This is a genomic window from Janthinobacterium algoris, from assembly GCF_051380935.1.
GTDB lineage: Bacteria > Pseudomonadota > Gammaproteobacteria > Burkholderiales > Burkholderiaceae_D > Janthinobacterium.
In genome coordinates, this window is the sequence record NZ_JBNYXZ010000009.1 from 19,396 (window position 1) to 35,629 (window position 16,234).

Consider the following 16,234-nt stretch of genomic DNA (forward strand, 5'->3'; position numbering starts at 1 on the left):
TGCGCTTGCCCGCGACTTTCGCCAAGGTGGATTATGTTGAGTCAGCCTAAGTGATAGCCGAAGGCTGATAAGATGGCGAAAAGGGGAGCTGCCATGCGCTTTGATCTGGTCGATTTGCAGCTGTTTGTCAACGTGGTGGAAGCGGGCAGCCTGACGGCGGGCGCCGCGCGCAGTCATCTGGCGCTGGCCTCAAGCAGTGCGCGCGTGCGCGGCATGGAAGAGATGCTGGGCATGCCCCTGCTGCTGCGCGGGCGGCGCGGCGTGGAACCGACCCCCGTGGGCCAGACTTTGCTGCATCACGCGCGCCTGGTGCTGCAGCAAATGGAGAAAATGCGCGGTGAGCTTGGTGAATTTGCGCGGGGTTTGAAAGGGCAGTTGCGGCTGCTGTGCAATACGGCGGCGCTCAGCGAGTTCCTGCCCGAGGCGCTGGGCGCTTTCCTCGACCGCCATCCGAATTTGACCATCGACCTGGAAGAGCGCCTCAGTTACGATATCGTCAAGGCCGTCTCGGAAGGGCTGGCCGACATGGGCATCGTCTCCGATTCGGTCGACATGCGCGGCTTGCAGACGTTTTTATTTCGCCCCGACCGGCTGGTGGTCATCGCCGCGGCCGACGGCGTGCATCACCGCGCGCTCGGACAGGATGGCGTCGTCGCGTTCTCCACGCTGCTGGATCACGATTTCATCGGCCTGGCCGACGACAGCGCGATGCAGCAGTACCTTGGCATGCATGCGGCGCGTCTGGGCCGTCCGTTGAAGGTGCGCGTGCGCTTGCGCAGTTTCGATGCCGTGTGCCGCATGGTGGCCAGTGGCGTGGGCATCAGTGTGGTGCCACTGGCGGCGGCCAGCCGCTGCCAGCAAACGATGGCGCTGCGCTGCCTGGAATTATCCGATCCCTGGTCGGTACGCAATCTAACGATCTGCGTGCGCCAGTTCAGTGAATTACCCCTGTATGCGCGCCAGTTGATCGATCATCTGAAAGCGTGACAGGGTATGACAGGAGCAGCGATGCGTTTTTCAGAAGACAAGATGGGCAGCCTGCAGTGCAGCGACCAGGTCGAGCGGCCCATCCACATCTGGCAGCCACAACACCCTCGCGCCGTGATCCTGGCGATCCACGGCGGCATGGCGCATGCGGGCGACTATGTCACGCCAGCGCTGTACTTCCGCCAGCACGGCATCGCCACCGTCAGCTTCGACATGGTGGGCCACGATGGCAAGCGCAAGGTTGATATACCTTCGTTCGAGGCCTTCCTCGACGACGAGGAGCGGTTCCTCGCCTGGGTCAAGCAGACGTATCCGGGCTTGCCGATTTTCGTCATGGGCCATTCCATGGGCGGCCTGATTGCCACCCACCTGGGGCTGCGCCGTTTCGCGGGCGATCCGGCCATCCGGGGCTTCATCATCTCGTCGCCGTATTACGTGAATGCGATTCCCGTGCCGAAGGTGCTGCAGATGCTGTCTGGCTGGCTGGCCAGGCGCTACCCCACGATGAAGGTACCGCTGGGGAATCTGACCATGCTGCTGACGCACGATCAAACCATCACCGCGCGCCATTTCCAGGACGAGCGCGACGGCATCCGCGCCAGTGCGGCGTCGGTGCGCTTTGCCCATGCCTTGACGTCGGCGCAAAAGGAACTGGCGGGCGGCTTGTCGGATTGGCGCTTCCCCCTGTTCGCCGTGGTGGCGGGCGACGACAAGCTGGCCGACAGCCGCGCCACGGAAAGCCTGCTGCGCAGCGTGCCCGAGGGCCTGCTCGACTATCACTACTATCCGGCCAATTACCATGAGAATTTTAATGAAGTGAACCGCGACGTGATCTTCGCCGCAATCCTCGCGTGGATGGAGAAACTGCTGGCACCCGTAGCGCCTTGAGGCGCCAGTATCGTTATAATCGGTTTATCTGAATTCACCGTCGGCGCATGCCGGCCCGGTCCCCGCGGCACAGGGGAATACTCAAGGAACGAACGATGCGCTTGTTGATTGCCCTGATATTTCCGTGGCTGACCTTTTTCACCATTGGTCGCCCCATTGCCGGCATCATTTGCCTGATCCTGCAAATCACCTTGATCGGCTGGCTGCCAGCGACGATCTGGGCCGTGTATGCGCTGAGCCAGTACAAGACGGACCAGAAGATCGCCGAGGCCATGCGCCGGCGCTGATGGCCATCTAAGCCCTGTTTAAGCTGCGCTTTCTATCTTGATTCAAGCAACATGAGGAGAGTGAAATGGCACCAGACAGACGCAGTACCTTGAGCCTGGCGGCGGCAATGCTGGCCGCCGGGCTGTTGCTGGGAAGTGCGGCGCAGGCGCAGACCGATAGCGCCTTGCCGCCCGTGCAAAAGAGCGGGGCGGTGGAGTACCTGAGCGGCGGCATCGGCCTCGATGAGTCGACTGCCATCAAGAGCGCCAGCCGGCAATGGCCTTTGAGCTTGGTGTTTTCCGTGCAGGCGGCGGGCAAGGCGGAATTTGCCTCCGACGTGAAGCTGGAGATACGCGACGCCAAGGGCGCGCTGGCGCTGGAAACGACGGCCAGCGGGCCGTTCCTGCTGGCGAAACTGGCGCCAGGCAGCTACACCCTGCGCGCCACCCTGGCCGGCAAGACTCTGGAACGCAAGGTGCAGGTCAAGGCGGGATCGTCCGCGCGCGTGGAGCTGGTCTGGCCGCCGGGAACGAACCAGGGCCAGCCTTGATGCCGGGCGACGGCAAGGCGCCAGACCGGGGCTTGTCGGCGCGGGGCTTGTCAACGCATATACTGCCCACGTCGGCGACGATGGTCGGCGTATGCATGACGGTGCTGTCGATCGGGCACTTGGCGCCGCGCGGCGAGGTGCGCGTGGCCATCGACAAGCTGCTCGCCATCGATGCCATCGTCTTTCTCGTCAGCGCGGTGCTCTCGTTCATGTCGCTGCGCCCCGGCCAGTCGCGCTTGCGCTACGAATGGTGGGGCGAGCTGCTGTTCCTTTGCGGCCTGGCCCTGCTGGCGCTGGGCGCCGTGGTGCTGGCCTTCGTCATCAACTGACCCCGATCAACGACCTTGCATCAGCTGACCGCGAGCACGCGGCCTTCGGCGGCGCTTTGCAGCGCCAGTTCGATCAGGCGTATCGTCGCCGCCGCATCTTCGGCCGCCACGGGCGCCGGTGCGCCGTGGCGGATGGCGTCGGCCATGCCCTGGTAAAAGTCCTGGTAGCGGCCCGCCTGCATCTCGAGGTGTTCAAAATGTCCGTCCGCCTGCGTGCCCAGGTGCAGCGCGCCGCGCACGGGGTCCGCGCCCCAGCCGGGTTGGCCCGGCCTGCCGCCCGCCTTCAAGGCGTCTTCCTGAGGGTCGAGACCAAACTTCACGAAACTGCCTTGATCGCCGTGCACGGCGAAGCGCGCCGTCGGCGCTTTCACCAGGCAGCCGGCTTGCAGCACCACGCGCAGGCGGTGGTAGTACAGCACAAGGTGGAAATAATCTACAGCCTGCGCGCCATCACGCTGCAGGGCGATATCGGCGTACAGCTTTTCAGGCTGGCCGAATAGCTGCATGGCCTGGTCCAGCATGTGCGGGCCCAGGTCGTACAGCAGGCCGCCGCCCGGTGCGCCGGACTCGCGCCAGCGCTGGCGGATCTCGGGGCGGAAACGGTCGAAATGCGATTCGACGCTGGCGATACGCCCCAGCGTGCCCTGCGCCAGCAGCGCTTTCAAGGTGAGGAAATCGCCATCCCAGCGCCGGTTGTGGTACACGCTGAGCACCAGCTTGCGCTCTTGCGCCAGGGCGATCAGGCTCTCTGCCTCGGCGCTGGAAATGGTGAAGGGCTTGTCGACCACCACGTGCTTGCCCGCCTGCAGGGCCGCTTGCGCCAGGCTGAAATGCGCCTCGTTAGGCGCGGCGATGACGACCAGCTCGATCGATGCATCGGCAAACAGCTGCGCCGCTTCCGCATACACGCTGGCGTTCGGCAAATCCTTGTGTACAAGCTCCGGCTTGCTGGAGGCGACGGCCGCCAGTTCCAGGGCATCGATGGTAGACAGCACGGGAGCGTGGAAGGTGGAGCCGGCAAAGCCGTAGCCGACCAGGCCGGTCTTGATCTTGTTCATGGCGGGTTCACAGGTGCGTGGAATAATCCATGATCATACCCGCAAGCGGGTGGCGCCAGCGCCGATGCGGCGCATAAAAAAGGGATGCCGCAGCATCCCTTCTTGGCAAGCGGGGGGCTTATCCCGCCAGCTTGGCCTTCAGCAGTTCCGTCAACTGGGCCGGGTTGGCCTTGCCCTTGGATGCCTTCATGGCTTGTCCGATCAGCGCGTTGATGGCCGCTTCCTTGCCGGCGCGGTACTGCTCCACCGACTTGGCGTTCGCCACCAGCACTTCATCGACGATGGCTTCCAGGGCGCCCGAGTCCGAGATCTGCTTCAGGCCCTTGGTATCGATGACGGTATCGACCAGGTGTTCGTCACTCGATTTGGCTTCCCACATGCCGGCGAAGACTTCCTTCGCCGCCTTGTTCGAGATCGTGCCGTCGGCGATGCGCTTGAGCATGGCGGCCAGCTGCGCGGCGGAGACGGGCGCGTCGTCCAGGTCCACGCCTTCGCGGTTCAGGGTCGACGCTACGTCGCCCATCAGCCAGTTGGCGGCGGCCTTGGCGTTTTCCTTGCCGGCCTTGTCCACCACGGCGACGAAATAGGTCGCCATGGCTTTCGACTGCGTCAGCACCAGCGCATCGTATTCCGGCAGCGCGTACTCGCTGATGAAACGGGCGCGCATGGCGGCTGGCAGTTCCGGCATCGAGGCCTTGATCGTTGCTATCCACTCTGGCGAGATGACCAGCGGCGGCAGGTCAGGGTCCGGGAAGTAGCGGTAATCCTGGGCGTCCTCCTTGCTGCGCATTTCGCGCGTTTCCTTGCGATCCGGATCGTACAAGCGCGTCGCCTGCACGACCTTGCCACCGTCTTCGATCAATTCGATCTGGCGGCGCACTTCGACGTGCACGGCTTCCTCGATGAAGCGGAAGGAGTTCAGGTTCTTGATCTCGCAGCGCGTGCCGAATTCCTTCTGGCCGACCGGGCGGACGGAGACGTTGACGTCGCAGCGGAACGAGCCTTCCTGCATGTTGCCGTCGCACACGCCCAGCCACATGACCAGCGAGTGCAGGGCCTTGGCGTAGGCCACGGCTTCGGCGGCGCTGCGGATTTCCGGTTCCGAGACGATTTCCAGCAGCGGCGTGCCGGCGCGGTTCAAGTCGATGCCGCTCATGCCCGCATAGTCTTCATGCAGGGATTTGCCTGCGTCTTCTTCCAGGTGGGCGCGCGTCAGGTTGACCGTCTTGGTGACGAATTCGCCATCCTTTTCATAGCCGAAGGTCAGCGCGCCGCCGATGACGACGGGGTCCTCGAACTGGCTGATCTGGTAGCCCTTGGGCGAGTCAGGATAAAAATAGTTCTTGCGCGCGAAGACCGAGTGCGGCGCGACAGTGGCGCCCACGGCCAGGCCGAAGCGGATCGCGCGGTCGACGGCTTGCTTGTTCATCACCGGTAGCACGCCTGGCAGGGCCAGGTCGACAGGGCTGGCCTGTGTGTTGGCATCGGCGCCGTACTTGATCGGCGAACCGCTGAAAATTTTGGATTCGGTCGTGAGCTGCACGTGGTTCTCAAGACCGATGACGACTTCCCATTGCATAGTGTTCTCGCTTTTTTTTTGGTGGCGCCGGCAAAGCGGCGCAAATATATATTTAGATGCCGGCAGGAGCGCGCGTATGCCAGTCCGTCACTTGCTGGAACTGGTGGGCCACATTCAGCAGTTTGGCTTCGCCAAAATAATTGCCGATGATTTGCAGGCCGACGGGGCGCTTGCTATTCTTGTCTCCCGCGCCGAAACCGCAAGGGATCGACATGCCGGGCAGGCCGGCCAGGCTGGTCGACAGGGTGTAGATGTCGGCCAGGTAGTTCGCCACCGGGTCGTCTGTCTTGTCGCCCAGGTCCCAGGCGACGGTTGGCGCGACGGGGCCCATGATGACGTCGCAGACGGCGTTCGGGCCATTCAGGACGGCGTCGAAATCCTGCGCGATCAGGCGGCGGATCTTTTGCGCCTTCAGGTAGTAGGCGTCGTAGTAGCCATGGCACAGCACATAGGTGCCGACCATGATGCGGCGCTGCACTTCCGGGCCGAAGCCCTGGGCGCGCGACTTCTTGTACATGTCCTGCAAGTCCTTGTACTCGGCCGCGCGGTGGCCGTAGCGCACGCCGTCGTAGCGCGACAGGTTCGACGACGCTTCGGCCGGCGCGATCATGTAGTAGGCGGGAATCGACAGGGCCGTGTTCGGCAGCGAGATATCGACCAGGGTGGCGCCCAGCTTTTCATACTGCGCCAGTGCGCCGCGCACGGCCGCTTCCACGTCCTTGGCCAGGCCCTCGCCGAAATACTCGCGCGGCACGCCGATGCGCAAACCTGTGAGGGGTTCATCAAGACTGCGCGAAAAATCTTCCGCCACGCCCCCCTGTTCCGGCGACAGGCTGGTCGAATCGCGTTCGTCGAAGCCGGCCATGGCGGTGAGCAGCAGGGCGCAGTCTTCGGCCGAGCGGGCCATTGGGCCGCCTTGGTCCAGCGACGAGGCAAAGGCGATCATGCCGAAGCGCGAGACGCGGCCATAAGTTGGCTTGATGCCAGTGATGCCACAGAAGGCGGCCGGCTGGCGGATCGAGCCGCCCGTGTCGGTACCGGTGGCTGCCGGCGTCAAGCCGGCAGCAACGGCGGCGGCCGAGCCGCCGGACGAACCGCCTGGCACAGCGGCGTTGTCCCACGGGTTCTGCACGGCGCCGAAGGCCGAGTTCTCGTTTCCGGAACCCATGGCGAATTCATCGCAATTGACCTTGCCCAGGGTGACCATGCCGGCCGCCTGGAATTTTTCCACCACGGTGGCGTCAAATGGGCTGGCGTAGTTGGCCAGCATTTTCGAGCCGGCCGTCGTGCGCCAGCCCTTAGTGACGAACAGGTCCTTGTGCGCGATCGGTACGCCCGTCAATGGCGTGGCTGTGCCGGCGGCGATGCGCGCATCGGCCTCGGCAGCTTGCACGAGGGTCAGGGCACGGTCGACGTGCAGGAAGGCGTTCGAAGTGTCCGCTGCGATGCGGTCGAGGAAGTGCGTCGCCAGTGCAACGGCGGAAATTTCCTTGTTCTGCAAAAGCGTGGACAGCTGTTTGATGGATTTTGTATGCATGGCGTTTCTATTTTGATATTCAGCAAGAAGGCGGGAACGGCGCAACGGCGTGTTTATTCGATAACCTTAGGCACGAGATACAGGCCATCCTGGACTTTCGGCGCCACAGCCTGGTAAGCCTCGCGGCGATTTGTTTCGGTGGCGATGTCCTCGCGCAGGCGCAGGGCGATATTGTCCATGTGGGCGGCCAGCGGGTGGCTCAGGGGGGCTACGCCATCGGTATTGACGGCTTGCATTTGTTCCGCCAGTGCAAAAATCTTGTTCAATTGGGCCAACGACGTGACGGCCTGATCGTCGGCCATTTCAAGTTGTGCCAGGTGGGCGATGCGTTTTACGTCGGAGAGTGTCAGGGACATGGCGAATGGCGCGGAGTGACGCGCATGAGTATTAAGTTGGCGTTTTGATAAAACGCGGGTATTTGCTGCTTTTTTGCTCACAAAAGCCGAGGAATGCCGCGTAAGTCGCGGCCGCAAGAGTCGCACTTTTCCATGGTTTTTGAGCAAATCGCATTCAAATTATAAGGTAGAATGGCGGGTTAATGCGTTGCCGGCGCTGATGGACCGCTGCCGCAGCATAGAAAAGATTGCGCAAGCGCCAAGTGACACCCGGGAAAATCGCCTTCATGGATTTTCAGGGGGCCTGAAAGCGCCCGCTTTGAAACTCCCTATAAACAGCTTTTGCGCAGCTCGATGCGCTACAGGACACTCATGTTTGGTTTTTTACGCAGGTATATCTCCACCGATCTGGCCATTGACTTGGGCACGGCCAACACCCTTATTTATGTGCGCGGCCTCGGTATCGTCCTGGACGAACCGTCCGTTGTCGCCATCCGCCAGGAAGGCGGTCCGAATGGCAAGAAAACCATTCAGGCAGTCGGCAAGGAAGCCAAGCAGATGCTGGGCAAGGTGCCGGGCAATATCGAAGCGATCCGTCCGATGAAAGATGGCGTGATCGCCGACTTCACCGTGACCGAGCAGATGCTCAAGCAATTCATCCGCATGGTGCACGACTCGAAATTCTTCCGTCCTTCGCCGCGCATCATCATTTGCGTGCCGTGCGGTTCGACCCAGGTCGAGCGCCGCGCGATCCGCGAATCGGCGCTGGGCGCCGGCGCTTCGCAGGTATACCTGATCGAAGAACCGATGGCAGCGGCCATCGGCGCGGGCTTGCCCGTGTCCGAAGCGACCGGCTCGATGGTGGTCGACATCGGCGGCGGCACCACGGAAGTGGGCATCATCTCGCTGGGCGGCATGGTCTACAAGGGTTCCGTGCGCGTGGGCGGCGACAAGTTCGATGAAGCCATCGTCAACTACATCCGCCGCAACTACGGCATGCTGATCGGCGAACAAACGGCCGAAGCCATCAAGAAAGCCATCGGTTCGGCTTTCCCGGGTTCGGAAGTGAAGGAAATGGAAGTCAAGGGCCGCAACCTGTCCGAAGGCATCCCGCGCTCGTTCACCATTTCCAGCAACGAGATTCTCGAAGCGCTGACCGATCCGCTGAACAACATCGTTTCGGCCGTGAAGAACGCGCTGGAACAGACACCGCCGGAACTGGGAGCCGACATCGCCGAAAAAGGCATGATGCTGACGGGCGGCGGCGCACTGTTGCGCGACCTGGATCGCCTGCTGATGGAGGAAACCGGCCTGCCGGTGCTGGTGGCCGAGGACCCGCTCACCTGTGTGGTGCGCGGTTCCGGGATGGCTCTGGAGCGTATGGACAAGCTCGGCTCGATCTTCTCCTACGAATAATCTGACAGAAGGGCCGGAAACCAACTCCGGCCTTTTTTTGGTTTTGGCGCCGGCGTTCGACCGGGGCTTGCACGTTGGCGCACTGCGCCTGGCCTGATTATTGGAAGTCATGGAATACAGTCCTCCGCCACTTTTCAAACAAGGCGCCTCCGCCCGCGTCAAGATGATGGTGTTCGCCGGCATCTCTATCGCCCTGTTGCTGGTCGATTCGCGCATGCACGCTTTGACGGCCGTGCGCCAGGCAGTCGGCACGGTGCTGTATCCGGTGCAGATGGCGGCCCTGGTGCCGCGCGATGTGGCGCTTGGCGTCGGCAACTACTTTTCTTCGCTGTCCTCCCTGGAAAAACAGGTGCGTGACCTGAAGCACGAACAAATCGCTTCGGCGCAGATCATGCAGCAGGCGCAGCTCAATATCGTTGAAAACAACCATTTGCGCAAGTTGATGGAGGCGCGCGAAAGAGTTCCGGTCAAGACCATGATGGCTGAAGTCCTGTATGACACGCGCGATTCTGCCACGCGCAAGATCGTGCTGGACCGGGGCATCCAGAATGGCGTCGAATTGGGCCGTCCCGTGATCGACAACCTGGGCGTGGTGGGACAAGTCACGCGCGTGTTCCCGTTCACCTCGGAAGTGACCTTGCTGACCGATGAAGAACAGGCCATTCCCGTGCAGCTGCTGCGTAATGGCGTGCGCAGCGTGGCTATCGGGCGCGGCAAGTCCGGCACCATGGAACTGCGCTTTACGGCTCCCACCGCCGACATCCAGATTGGCGACATCGTCATTACCTCTGGCCTCGATGGCCTGTATCCGGCCGGCCTGGCCGTGGCGCGCGTGACCCTGGTCGAGCGCAATGCGCACGGTCCATTTGGCCGCGTCGTGTGCCAGCCGCTGGCTGGCATTGAACGCAACACCCAACTGCTCATCTTGATGACGTCGCCGGAGATCCCACCGCGTCCGCCAGTCGAAGACGTCAAGACGGGCCGCAAGATCGCCGGCAAGATGGCGCCGATCAAGGATCCGGTCAAGGAGCCTGCCGCCGCCGCTGCGACACCACCGGCCACCAATACAGCCACCGCGCCGGTCGCGAAACCGCCTGCCGGCCCCGCGCCGAAACCGGCGGCGCCTGCCGCCGCACCAACACCTGCCGCCGTGCCACCGAAGGAGGCGACACGATGAACCGCCCGCATTACATCCTGCTGCCGGTCAGCCCCCTGTTCATCGGTTTTTCCCTGCTGTGCGCTTTTCTGCTGAACCTGCTGCCATGGGGGCAGTTCGTCGGCGTGCCCGATTTCGTCGCCCTGGTACTGGTCTTCTGGGGTATCCACCAGCCGCGCAAGGTCGGCATCGGTGTGGCCTTCTTCATGGGGTTGATGATGGACGTGCACGACTCGACCCTGCTGGGCGAGAATGCGCTGGCCTACACCTTGCTGTCCTACTTCGCCATCATGATGCACCGCCGCGTGCTGTGGTTCCCCATCCTGACGCAGGCGCTGCATGTGCTGCCGCTGCTGCTGCTGACGCAGGCGCTGCAATTGCTGACGCGTTTGATCGTCTCGGGCCGTTTCCCCGGCTGGCTCAATTTCATCGAGAGCTTCGTCGCCGTCGCCCTATGGCCCTTCGTCACGTGGATCTTGCTGGCACCGCAGCGCCGCGCCGTGGACCGCGATCATAACCGGCCGATTTGACGGGCGCCTGCCATGACTGAACTTAAGAATACCGAGCGCGAACTGCATTTTTTCCGCATGCGCCTGACCATCCTGGGCGCGCTCGTCTTCGTCTGTTTTTCGCTGCTGCTGGCGCGCTTCATCTGGCTGCAGGTGATCAAGCACGAGGACTACGCGACCAAGGCCGAAGACAACCGCATCGCCGTGGTGCCCATCGTGCCCACGCGCGGCCTGATCCTTGACCGTAACGGCGTGGTATTGGCGCGTAATTACTCGGCCTATACGCTGGAAATCACGCCATCGAAATTGAGCGCCAGCCTCGATTCGGTGATCGACGAGCTGTCGACGCTGGTGCAGATCGACATCAAGGACCGCCGCCGCTTCAAGAAGCTGCTGGAAGAATCGAAGAATTTTGTCAGCGTGCCGCTGCGCACGCGCCTGACGGATGAAGAAGTGGCGCGCTTCACGGCGCAGCGTTTCCGCTTCCCCGGCGTGGAGGTGCAGGCGCGATTATTCCGCCAGTATCCGATGGGCGAGGTGGCGTCGCACGTGGTGGGCTTCATCGGCCGCATCAACCGCAATGAAGCCAAGGCGCTGGAAGAGGGCGAGGACGCGGCCAACTACAATGGCACCGACCATATCGGCAAGGAAGGCCTGGAAAAAAGCTACGAAAAGCAGCTGCATGGCACCACCGGCTACGAAGAAGTGGAAGTGTCGGCCGGCGGGCGCGCCATGCGCACGCTGTCGCGCACGGCAGCGACGCCTGGCAACAACCTGATCCTGTCGATCGACATCGAACTGCAAAAAGTGGTCGAGGAAGCGTTTGGCGAATGGCGCGGCGCGGCCGTGGCGATCGACCCGGCCACGGGCGACATCCTGGCCTACGTCTCCAAGCCCGGCTACGACCCGAACCTGTTCGTCGACGGCATCGACCAGCAAAGCTGGAATGAACTCAATACTTCGCTGGACCGGCCGATGGTCAACCGGCCCCTGTCCGGTACCTACGCGCCCGGTTCGACCTTCAAGCCTTTCATGGCGCTGGCCGCACTCGAACTGGGCAAGCGCACGCCGAGCCAGTCGATCTCCGATCCCGGCTTCTTCATCCTGGGTGGCCACACCTTCCGCGACGACAAGGTGGGCGGTCATGGCACGGTGGATATGCACAAGTCTATCGTCGTGTCCTGCAACACCTATTACTATCAGCTGGGCCGCGACATGGGCATCGACGCCATCCACGACTTCATGAAGCCGTTCGGTTTCGGCCAGTTGACGGGCATCGACCTGAATAATGAAAAGACGGGCGTGCTGCCGTCGACGGAATGGAAGCGCAACCGCTTCAAGACGCCACAGCAGAAAAAATGGGTGGGCGGCGACACGATTTCGGTGAGTAATGGCTCCGGCTACAATTCCTATACGCCGCTGCAGATCGCCCACGCGACAGCCAACCTGGCCAATAACGGCGTGGTGATGAAACCGCATCTGGTGAAGATCATCGAAGACGCCGCCACGCGTGCGCGCACCCTGACGGTACCGAAGGAAAGCTACCGCATCGCGCTCAAGCAGGAAAACATCGACATCATCAAGCGCGCCATGGTCGGAGTCACCAGCGAGCAGGGCGGCACGGCCGCGCGCATCTTTGCCGGCGTGCAGTACACGGTGGGCGGCAAGACGGGGACGGCGCAGGTGGTGGGCATCAAGAAAAACGAGAAGTACAATGCCAAGTTGCTGGCTGAACGCCTGCGCGACAATGCCTTGTTTACGGCCTTTGCACCGGCCGACAAGCCGCGCATCGCGATTGCCATCGTGGTGGAAAACGCGGGCTTCGGTGCCGGCGTGGCCGCCCCGATCGCGCGCAAGGCGCTCGACTACTACCTGCTGGGCAAGCGCCCGAGCGACAAGGAAAAGGACACCACCAAGGTGCCCAAGGAAGATGTCGACGAAGTGCGCACCCTGGAAGAAATCACTGACGAGCAGGCCGCCCCGGCGGTACCTGCCAGGCAATAAGGAAGCACATGCCCATTAACGAGAGGCGTTCGCTGTGGCGGCGCGCCAAACCCTATCTGGCGGTGTTCGATCCGCCGCTGATGATCATCATTCTGATGCTGCTGTGTACCAGCCTGCTGACCCTGTATTCGGCCAGCATCGGCATCCCCGGCAAAATCGAGGACCATTTGCGCAACATCCTGCTGTGCTTTTTCGTGATGTGGGTGGCGGCCAACATCACGCCGCAGATGATGATGCGCATCGCCGTGCCCGCGTACACGATATCGGTGATACTGCTGGTGGCCGTGGCGCTGTTCGGCACCATCAAGCTGGGTGCGCGGCGCTGGCTGCATATCGGCGTGATCGACATTCAGCCATCCGAATTCCTGAAGATCGCCACGCCGCTGATGCTGGCCTGGTTCTTCCAGCATAATGCGGGCGCCCTGCGCTGGAAATCGTTCCTGATGGCGGCCCTGCTGTTGCTGGTGCCTGTCTACCTGATCGCGCGCCAGCCCGACCTGGGCACGGCATTGCTGGTGGTGGCGGCAGGCTTTACCGTCATCTTCCTGGCCGGCCTGTCGTGGAAGGTGCTGGCCGGCTTGCTGATCACCTTTGTTTCCTGCCTGCCGATCGCCTGGTCGCACCTGCATGATTACCAGCGCGACCGCGTGATGATGCTGATCGACCCGACCAAGGACCCGCTGGGCAAGGGCTTCCATATCATCCAGTCCATCATCGCCATCGGCTCCGGCGGCATGACGGGCAAGGGCTGGACGCACGGCACGCAGGCCCACCTGGAATTCGTCCCGGAGCGCACGACCGACTTCATCTTCGCCGTGTATTCGGAGGAGTTCGGCCTGGTGGGTAATCTGATTCTGATGCTGATGTATTTGCTGCTGGTGGGACGGGGGATGATGATCGCCGCCAATGCCCCCAGCTTTTTCACCCGTTTGCTCGCAGGAGCCATTACCATGATTTTCTTTACTTACGCCTTTGTCAACATGGGCATGGTCAGCGGCATCGTGCCGGTGGTCGGCGTTCCCCTGCCTTTCCTCAGCTATGGCGGCACCGCGCTGCTGACCCTGGGCGTGGCCACCGGTATCCTGATGAGCATCCAGCGTCATCGCAAGCTGGTGCAGACCTGATGCGCGCGCCTGTCGACACCTTCGCCATGCGCGGACTGAGCCTGGCGGTCTTGCTGACCCTGGCCGCCTGCGGCACCACGCCGCAAAAGCCCGCATCGAATAACGTGCCGCTGCCATCCGGCGGCAAGGTCAAGGTGCCCGTGCGCCAGGATCCCACCTTGCCGGCGCTGCCGGCGGCCGGTTCCGGGCGCGGCGGCTACTACAAGGATGACGGCCCGGGCGACAATCCGCCCGCCAAGCTGCGCGACGTACCCGATGCGGAAGTGCGCAACGAGCCGTATTCCACGCGCTCGAACCGTCCTTACGTCGTGTTTGGCAAAACCTACACGCCGATCACCGACAACGAACCGTTCAAGCAGAAGGGCACGGGCACCTGGTATGGCAAGAAATTCCATGGCCAGCGCACCTCGTCGGGCGAAATCTACGATATGTACAAGATGACGGCAGCCCATCCTACCTTGCCGATTCCATCGTATGCGCGCGTGACCAGTCTCGACAGTGGCGAACAGGTGATCGTGCGCATCAACGACCGCGGTCCGTTCCACGCCACGCGCGTGATCGACGTGTCCTACACGGCTGCGCTGAAACTGGGATTCCTGAGCAAGGGCAGCCATCAGGTGGTGGTCGAACGGTTGCTGCCAGCCGATATCGATGCCATCCTGGCTGCTCGAGCGGCGCCCAAGCCGGTGCCTTCCGTGGTGGCTATCTCCATCGATACGCCGGTGGAAACGGGCGCCGTGGTGCAGCCGGAAGTGTCGACGCAGATGCTGCCCGTCGATGCGACGGTGGCGATGCCTGCCCCGGCAGCGCTGGCCAGCGGCTTTTATTTGCAACTGGGCGCCTACTCGCGCGCCGACAATGCGGAAACGGGACGTTCGCTCCTGGCGCCATACGCGGCGGCCCTGGGGACGCTTGGGGTGGTGCAGGCCGGTAACCTGTTCCGTCTGTATGGCGGACCGTTCTCCAGCCGTGCCGACGCGGCCCGCGCGGCAGCGAATCTACCTGAGTCGACGGGTATCAAGCCTATCGTGATTCAAAGGTAGTTATTTACAATTGCGCAGTTCTTGCTCCGGGAACTGCGTTTTAATTTTCTCCAGCCGCGCGCGCGTGGCGGCGTCGAGGTCGCGGAACTGGTAGGCCAGCTGCTTGCTGGCGCTGTAGCGCGGCGCGATGCGGGCGCTGTGCACGCCCTGCTTGTTGAGCGATGCCAGCTGGCTTTGCGCGCTGTTTTCCGACTTGAAGACACCCAAGGAAATGCCCCAACGCAGCGGGCTGCCTTCGTTCATGATGAAGTAATTCGTCACGCCCAGCTGCTTCAATTCACCGGCCTTGCGGTCGGCGCCTTCCTTGCTGCCCTGCGGCGGGATGTACACCATGTAGCTGGAAATCTCTTGGCCGGCCACGTTGCGGCGCGACTGGCGGTCACCCAGGTCCAGCGCTGCCACTTGCGCCTCGAAACGGCGTCCGTCGGCCAGCAGGAAATTGCCCACCTCCGTGCAGGCATACAATGGCGGTGCAGCAGGTGCGGTCGCCGTCGGCGTCGCGCCCTCTTCGGCAGCGGGCGGCGCGGCGGGCGCCGTGGCCTGCTCCTGCGTCAGCAAGGTGAGCTTGCCGGCCTGCAGCTGGTTTTTCAGGCGCGCCGGTTCGCGCGTCTCACTACGAAAACTGCCCAGATATCCCTGCCCGATGGCCAGCACCAGCAGGTTGATGCCGGCCAGCAGCCAGAAGATAAATTTCAGCATACGTGGTTTCCTTGTGTTCCTGCCGCGCCAGCGCGCGCTGCCGCCTGCAGGCCGAGCATGACAATATTGTCCACCAGATGCAGCGGTACCGCCAGTGCCAGGGCCGGTGCGATACGCGGCGCGGCACCGCCTGACAATAAACAGGCGCTGGCGCCGTGCATGCGCACGGCCCGTTCGATGGCGCCCGCCTGGGCTGCCAGGCAGCCGGAGAGGATGGCGTCGTCCGTGTTGTCGGCAAAGCCGGCTGGCAGCATGGCGTCGCTGGCGATTTGCGGCAGCTGCGCCGTGTTGCGCGCCAGCGAGCTGGCCATCAGTCCCAGTCCCGGCAAGATCATCCCGCCGAGGAAAACGCCATCGGCCGTGATGGCGTCGATGGTGGTGGCGGTGCCGCAATTGGCGACGATGACCGCCTGGCCAGGCGCCAGCGCGTGCGCGCCGATGGCGGCGGCAAAACGGTCGCAGCCCAGTTGCGACGGCGCGCGGTAGCCGTTTGTCAGTCCGGCCAGCTGCGGCAGCGAGGCAAAGTCACGGGCAGCGACCGGCAGCATGGCGCGCAGGCGCATGCCGATGACATTGCCTGCCACGTTCGACAGCAGCGCTTCGCTGATGGAAAGTGCGGCCCACTGCGCGGCCAGGGTGTCGATCTGCGCATGCGTGACGGCGCCGCTGGTCAGCCAGCCGCCGGGGGCACTCCCGGTGGCCACGAGTGCCCACTTGATGCGCGTATTGCCGGCGTCTATCAGCAGTAGCATG

General features: G+C 62.9%; 17 protein-coding genes. 11 read left to right on the top strand and 6 right to left on the bottom strand.

Annotation, left to right across the window (positions count from 1 at the left end; genetic code table 11):
* Positions 1-93: 93 nt before the first annotated feature.
* The 5 genes from ACQ4W7_RS14685 to ACQ4W7_RS14705 all read left to right on the top strand — a co-directional run bounded on the left by ACQ4W7_RS14685 (position 94) and on the right by ACQ4W7_RS14705 (position 3,021).
* Positions 94-987: a LysR family transcriptional regulator gene (locus tag ACQ4W7_RS14685; RefSeq protein WP_436531374.1), complete on the top strand. Its 894-nt coding sequence runs from the start codon at positions 94-96 to the stop codon at positions 985-987.
* A gap of 21 nt (positions 988-1,008) precedes the next feature.
* Positions 1,009-1,875, top strand: a complete 867-nt coding sequence (locus tag ACQ4W7_RS14690) for an alpha/beta fold hydrolase (protein WP_426074601.1) — start codon at positions 1,009-1,011, stop codon at positions 1,873-1,875.
* Between the two features lie 95 nt (positions 1,876-1,970).
* Positions 1,971-2,162, top strand: coding sequence for a YqaE/Pmp3 family membrane protein (locus ACQ4W7_RS14695; RefSeq protein WP_152253502.1), 192 nt, complete (start codon positions 1,971-1,973; stop codon positions 2,160-2,162).
* A 65-nt stretch (positions 2,163-2,227) separates the two neighbouring features.
* On the top strand, positions 2,228-2,692 hold the full coding sequence (locus tag ACQ4W7_RS14700; RefSeq protein ID WP_436531377.1) for a peptidase associated/transthyretin-like domain-containing protein: 465 nt from the start codon (positions 2,228-2,230) through the stop codon (positions 2,690-2,692).
* On the top strand, positions 2,692-3,021 hold the full coding sequence (locus ACQ4W7_RS14705; protein WP_436531644.1) for a hypothetical protein: 330 nt from the start codon (positions 2,692-2,694) through the stop codon (positions 3,019-3,021). The genes ACQ4W7_RS14700 and ACQ4W7_RS14705 overlap by 1 nt, the downstream gene beginning before the upstream one ends.
* A gap of 20 nt (positions 3,022-3,041) precedes the next feature.
* Here ACQ4W7_RS14705 and ACQ4W7_RS14710 read toward each other — a convergent pair whose 3' ends face one another.
* From ACQ4W7_RS14710 to gatC, 4 genes are all read right to left on the bottom strand, one after another.
* On the bottom strand, positions 3,042-4,079 hold the full coding sequence (locus ACQ4W7_RS14710) for an oxidoreductase (RefSeq protein WP_436531379.1): 1,038 nt from the start codon (positions 4,077-4,079) through the stop codon (positions 3,042-3,044).
* A gap of 118 nt (positions 4,080-4,197) precedes the next feature.
* Positions 4,198-5,658 (bottom strand): Asp-tRNA(Asn)/Glu-tRNA(Gln) amidotransferase subunit GatB, encoded by a 1,461-nt coding sequence (gene gatB, locus ACQ4W7_RS14715; RefSeq protein ID WP_436531381.1) that lies wholly within the window; start codon positions 5,656-5,658, stop codon positions 4,198-4,200.
* Between the two features lie 52 nt (positions 5,659-5,710).
* Positions 5,711-7,195 (bottom strand): Asp-tRNA(Asn)/Glu-tRNA(Gln) amidotransferase subunit GatA, encoded by a 1,485-nt coding sequence (gene gatA / locus ACQ4W7_RS14720; RefSeq protein ID WP_436531383.1) that lies wholly within the window; start codon positions 7,193-7,195, stop codon positions 5,711-5,713.
* 53 nt (positions 7,196-7,248) lie between these two features.
* On the bottom strand, positions 7,249-7,551 hold the full coding sequence (gene gatC, locus ACQ4W7_RS14725; protein ID WP_436531385.1) for an Asp-tRNA(Asn)/Glu-tRNA(Gln) amidotransferase subunit GatC: 303 nt from the start codon (positions 7,549-7,551) through the stop codon (positions 7,249-7,251).
* Between the two features lie 351 nt (positions 7,552-7,902).
* On the opposite strand from gatC, the gene ACQ4W7_RS14730 reads away from it, so the two are divergent.
* The 6 genes from ACQ4W7_RS14730 to ACQ4W7_RS14755 all read left to right on the top strand — a co-directional run bounded on the left by ACQ4W7_RS14730 (position 7,903) and on the right by ACQ4W7_RS14755 (position 14,782).
* Complete coding sequence (locus tag ACQ4W7_RS14730; protein WP_010393186.1) at positions 7,903-8,946, top strand: rod shape-determining protein; 1,044 nt, start codon at positions 7,903-7,905, stop codon at positions 8,944-8,946.
* A gap of 109 nt (positions 8,947-9,055) precedes the next feature.
* Positions 9,056-10,123, top strand: a complete 1,068-nt coding sequence (gene mreC / locus ACQ4W7_RS14735; RefSeq protein ID WP_436531387.1) for a rod shape-determining protein MreC — start codon at positions 9,056-9,058, stop codon at positions 10,121-10,123.
* Entirely contained in the window at positions 10,120-10,632 is a 513-nt protein-coding gene (mreD, locus tag ACQ4W7_RS14740) for a rod shape-determining protein MreD (RefSeq protein WP_035824494.1), read from the top strand. Before mreC ends, mreD begins: the two co-directional genes overlap by 4 nt.
* Before the next feature lie 12 nt (positions 10,633-10,644).
* Positions 10,645-12,615: a penicillin-binding protein 2 gene (gene mrdA, locus ACQ4W7_RS14745; RefSeq protein WP_436531389.1), complete on the top strand. Its 1,971-nt coding sequence runs from the start codon at positions 10,645-10,647 to the stop codon at positions 12,613-12,615.
* A gap of 8 nt (positions 12,616-12,623) precedes the next feature.
* Complete coding sequence (rodA, locus tag ACQ4W7_RS14750) at positions 12,624-13,739, top strand: rod shape-determining protein RodA (protein ID WP_426074608.1); 1,116 nt, start codon at positions 12,624-12,626, stop codon at positions 13,737-13,739.
* On the top strand, positions 13,739-14,782 hold the full coding sequence (locus ACQ4W7_RS14755; RefSeq protein ID WP_436531391.1) for a septal ring lytic transglycosylase RlpA family protein: 1,044 nt from the start codon (positions 13,739-13,741) through the stop codon (positions 14,780-14,782). Before rodA ends, ACQ4W7_RS14755 begins: the two co-directional genes overlap by 1 nt.
* Here ACQ4W7_RS14755 and ACQ4W7_RS14760 read toward each other — a convergent pair whose 3' ends face one another.
* Positions 14,783-15,481 (bottom strand): SPOR domain-containing protein, encoded by a 699-nt coding sequence (locus tag ACQ4W7_RS14760; protein WP_436531393.1) that lies wholly within the window; start codon positions 15,479-15,481, stop codon positions 14,783-14,785.
* Entirely contained in the window at positions 15,475-16,233 is a 759-nt protein-coding gene (locus tag ACQ4W7_RS14765; RefSeq protein ID WP_436531394.1) for a type III pantothenate kinase, read from the bottom strand. The genes ACQ4W7_RS14760 and ACQ4W7_RS14765 overlap by 7 nt, the downstream gene beginning before the upstream one ends.
* Position 16,234: the final 1 nt, after the last annotated feature.

What these genes read in the sequence shown, in the direction of transcription:
- ACQ4W7_RS14685 (WP_436531374.1), top strand. Translation starts at nt 94, where the DNA reads ATGCGCTTTGATCTGGTCGATTTGCAGCTGTTTGTCAACGTGGTGGAA.
- ACQ4W7_RS14690 (WP_426074601.1), top strand. Translation starts at nt 1,009, where the DNA reads ATGCGTTTTTCAGAAGACAAGATGGGCAGCCTGCAGTGCAGCGACCAG.
- ACQ4W7_RS14695 (WP_152253502.1), top strand. Translation starts at nt 1,971, where the DNA reads ATGCGCTTGTTGATTGCCCTGATATTTCCGTGGCTGACCTTTTTCACC.
- ACQ4W7_RS14700 (WP_436531377.1), top strand. Translation starts at nt 2,228, where the DNA reads ATGGCACCAGACAGACGCAGTACCTTGAGCCTGGCGGCGGCAATGCTG.
- ACQ4W7_RS14705 (WP_436531644.1), top strand. Translation starts at nt 2,692, where the DNA reads ATGCCGGGCGACGGCAAGGCGCCAGACCGGGGCTTGTCGGCGCGGGGC.
- ACQ4W7_RS14710 (WP_436531379.1), bottom strand. Translation starts at nt 4,079, where the DNA reads ATGAACAAGATCAAGACCGGCCTGGTCGGCTACGGCTTTGCCGGCTCC.
- gatB (WP_436531381.1), bottom strand. Translation starts at nt 5,658, where the DNA reads ATGCAATGGGAAGTCGTCATCGGTCTTGAGAACCACGTGCAGCTCACG.
- gatA (WP_436531383.1), bottom strand. Translation starts at nt 7,195, where the DNA reads ATGCATACAAAATCCATCAAACAGCTGTCCACGCTTTTGCAGAACAAG.
- gatC (WP_436531385.1), bottom strand. Translation starts at nt 7,551, where the DNA reads ATGTCCCTGACACTCTCCGACGTAAAACGCATCGCCCACCTGGCACAA.
- ACQ4W7_RS14730 (WP_010393186.1), top strand. Translation starts at nt 7,903, where the DNA reads ATGTTTGGTTTTTTACGCAGGTATATCTCCACCGATCTGGCCATTGAC.
- mreC (WP_436531387.1), top strand. Translation starts at nt 9,056, where the DNA reads ATGGAATACAGTCCTCCGCCACTTTTCAAACAAGGCGCCTCCGCCCGC.
- mreD (WP_035824494.1), top strand. Translation starts at nt 10,120, where the DNA reads ATGAACCGCCCGCATTACATCCTGCTGCCGGTCAGCCCCCTGTTCATC.
- mrdA (WP_436531389.1), top strand. Translation starts at nt 10,645, where the DNA reads ATGACTGAACTTAAGAATACCGAGCGCGAACTGCATTTTTTCCGCATG.
- rodA (WP_426074608.1), top strand. Translation starts at nt 12,624, where the DNA reads ATGCCCATTAACGAGAGGCGTTCGCTGTGGCGGCGCGCCAAACCCTAT.
- ACQ4W7_RS14755 (WP_436531391.1), top strand. Translation starts at nt 13,739, where the DNA reads ATGCGCGCGCCTGTCGACACCTTCGCCATGCGCGGACTGAGCCTGGCG.
- ACQ4W7_RS14760 (WP_436531393.1), bottom strand. Translation starts at nt 15,481, where the DNA reads ATGCTGAAATTTATCTTCTGGCTGCTGGCCGGCATCAACCTGCTGGTG.
- ACQ4W7_RS14765 (WP_436531394.1), bottom strand. Translation starts at nt 16,233, where the DNA reads ATGCTACTGCTGATAGACGCCGGCAATACGCGCATCAAGTGGGCACTC.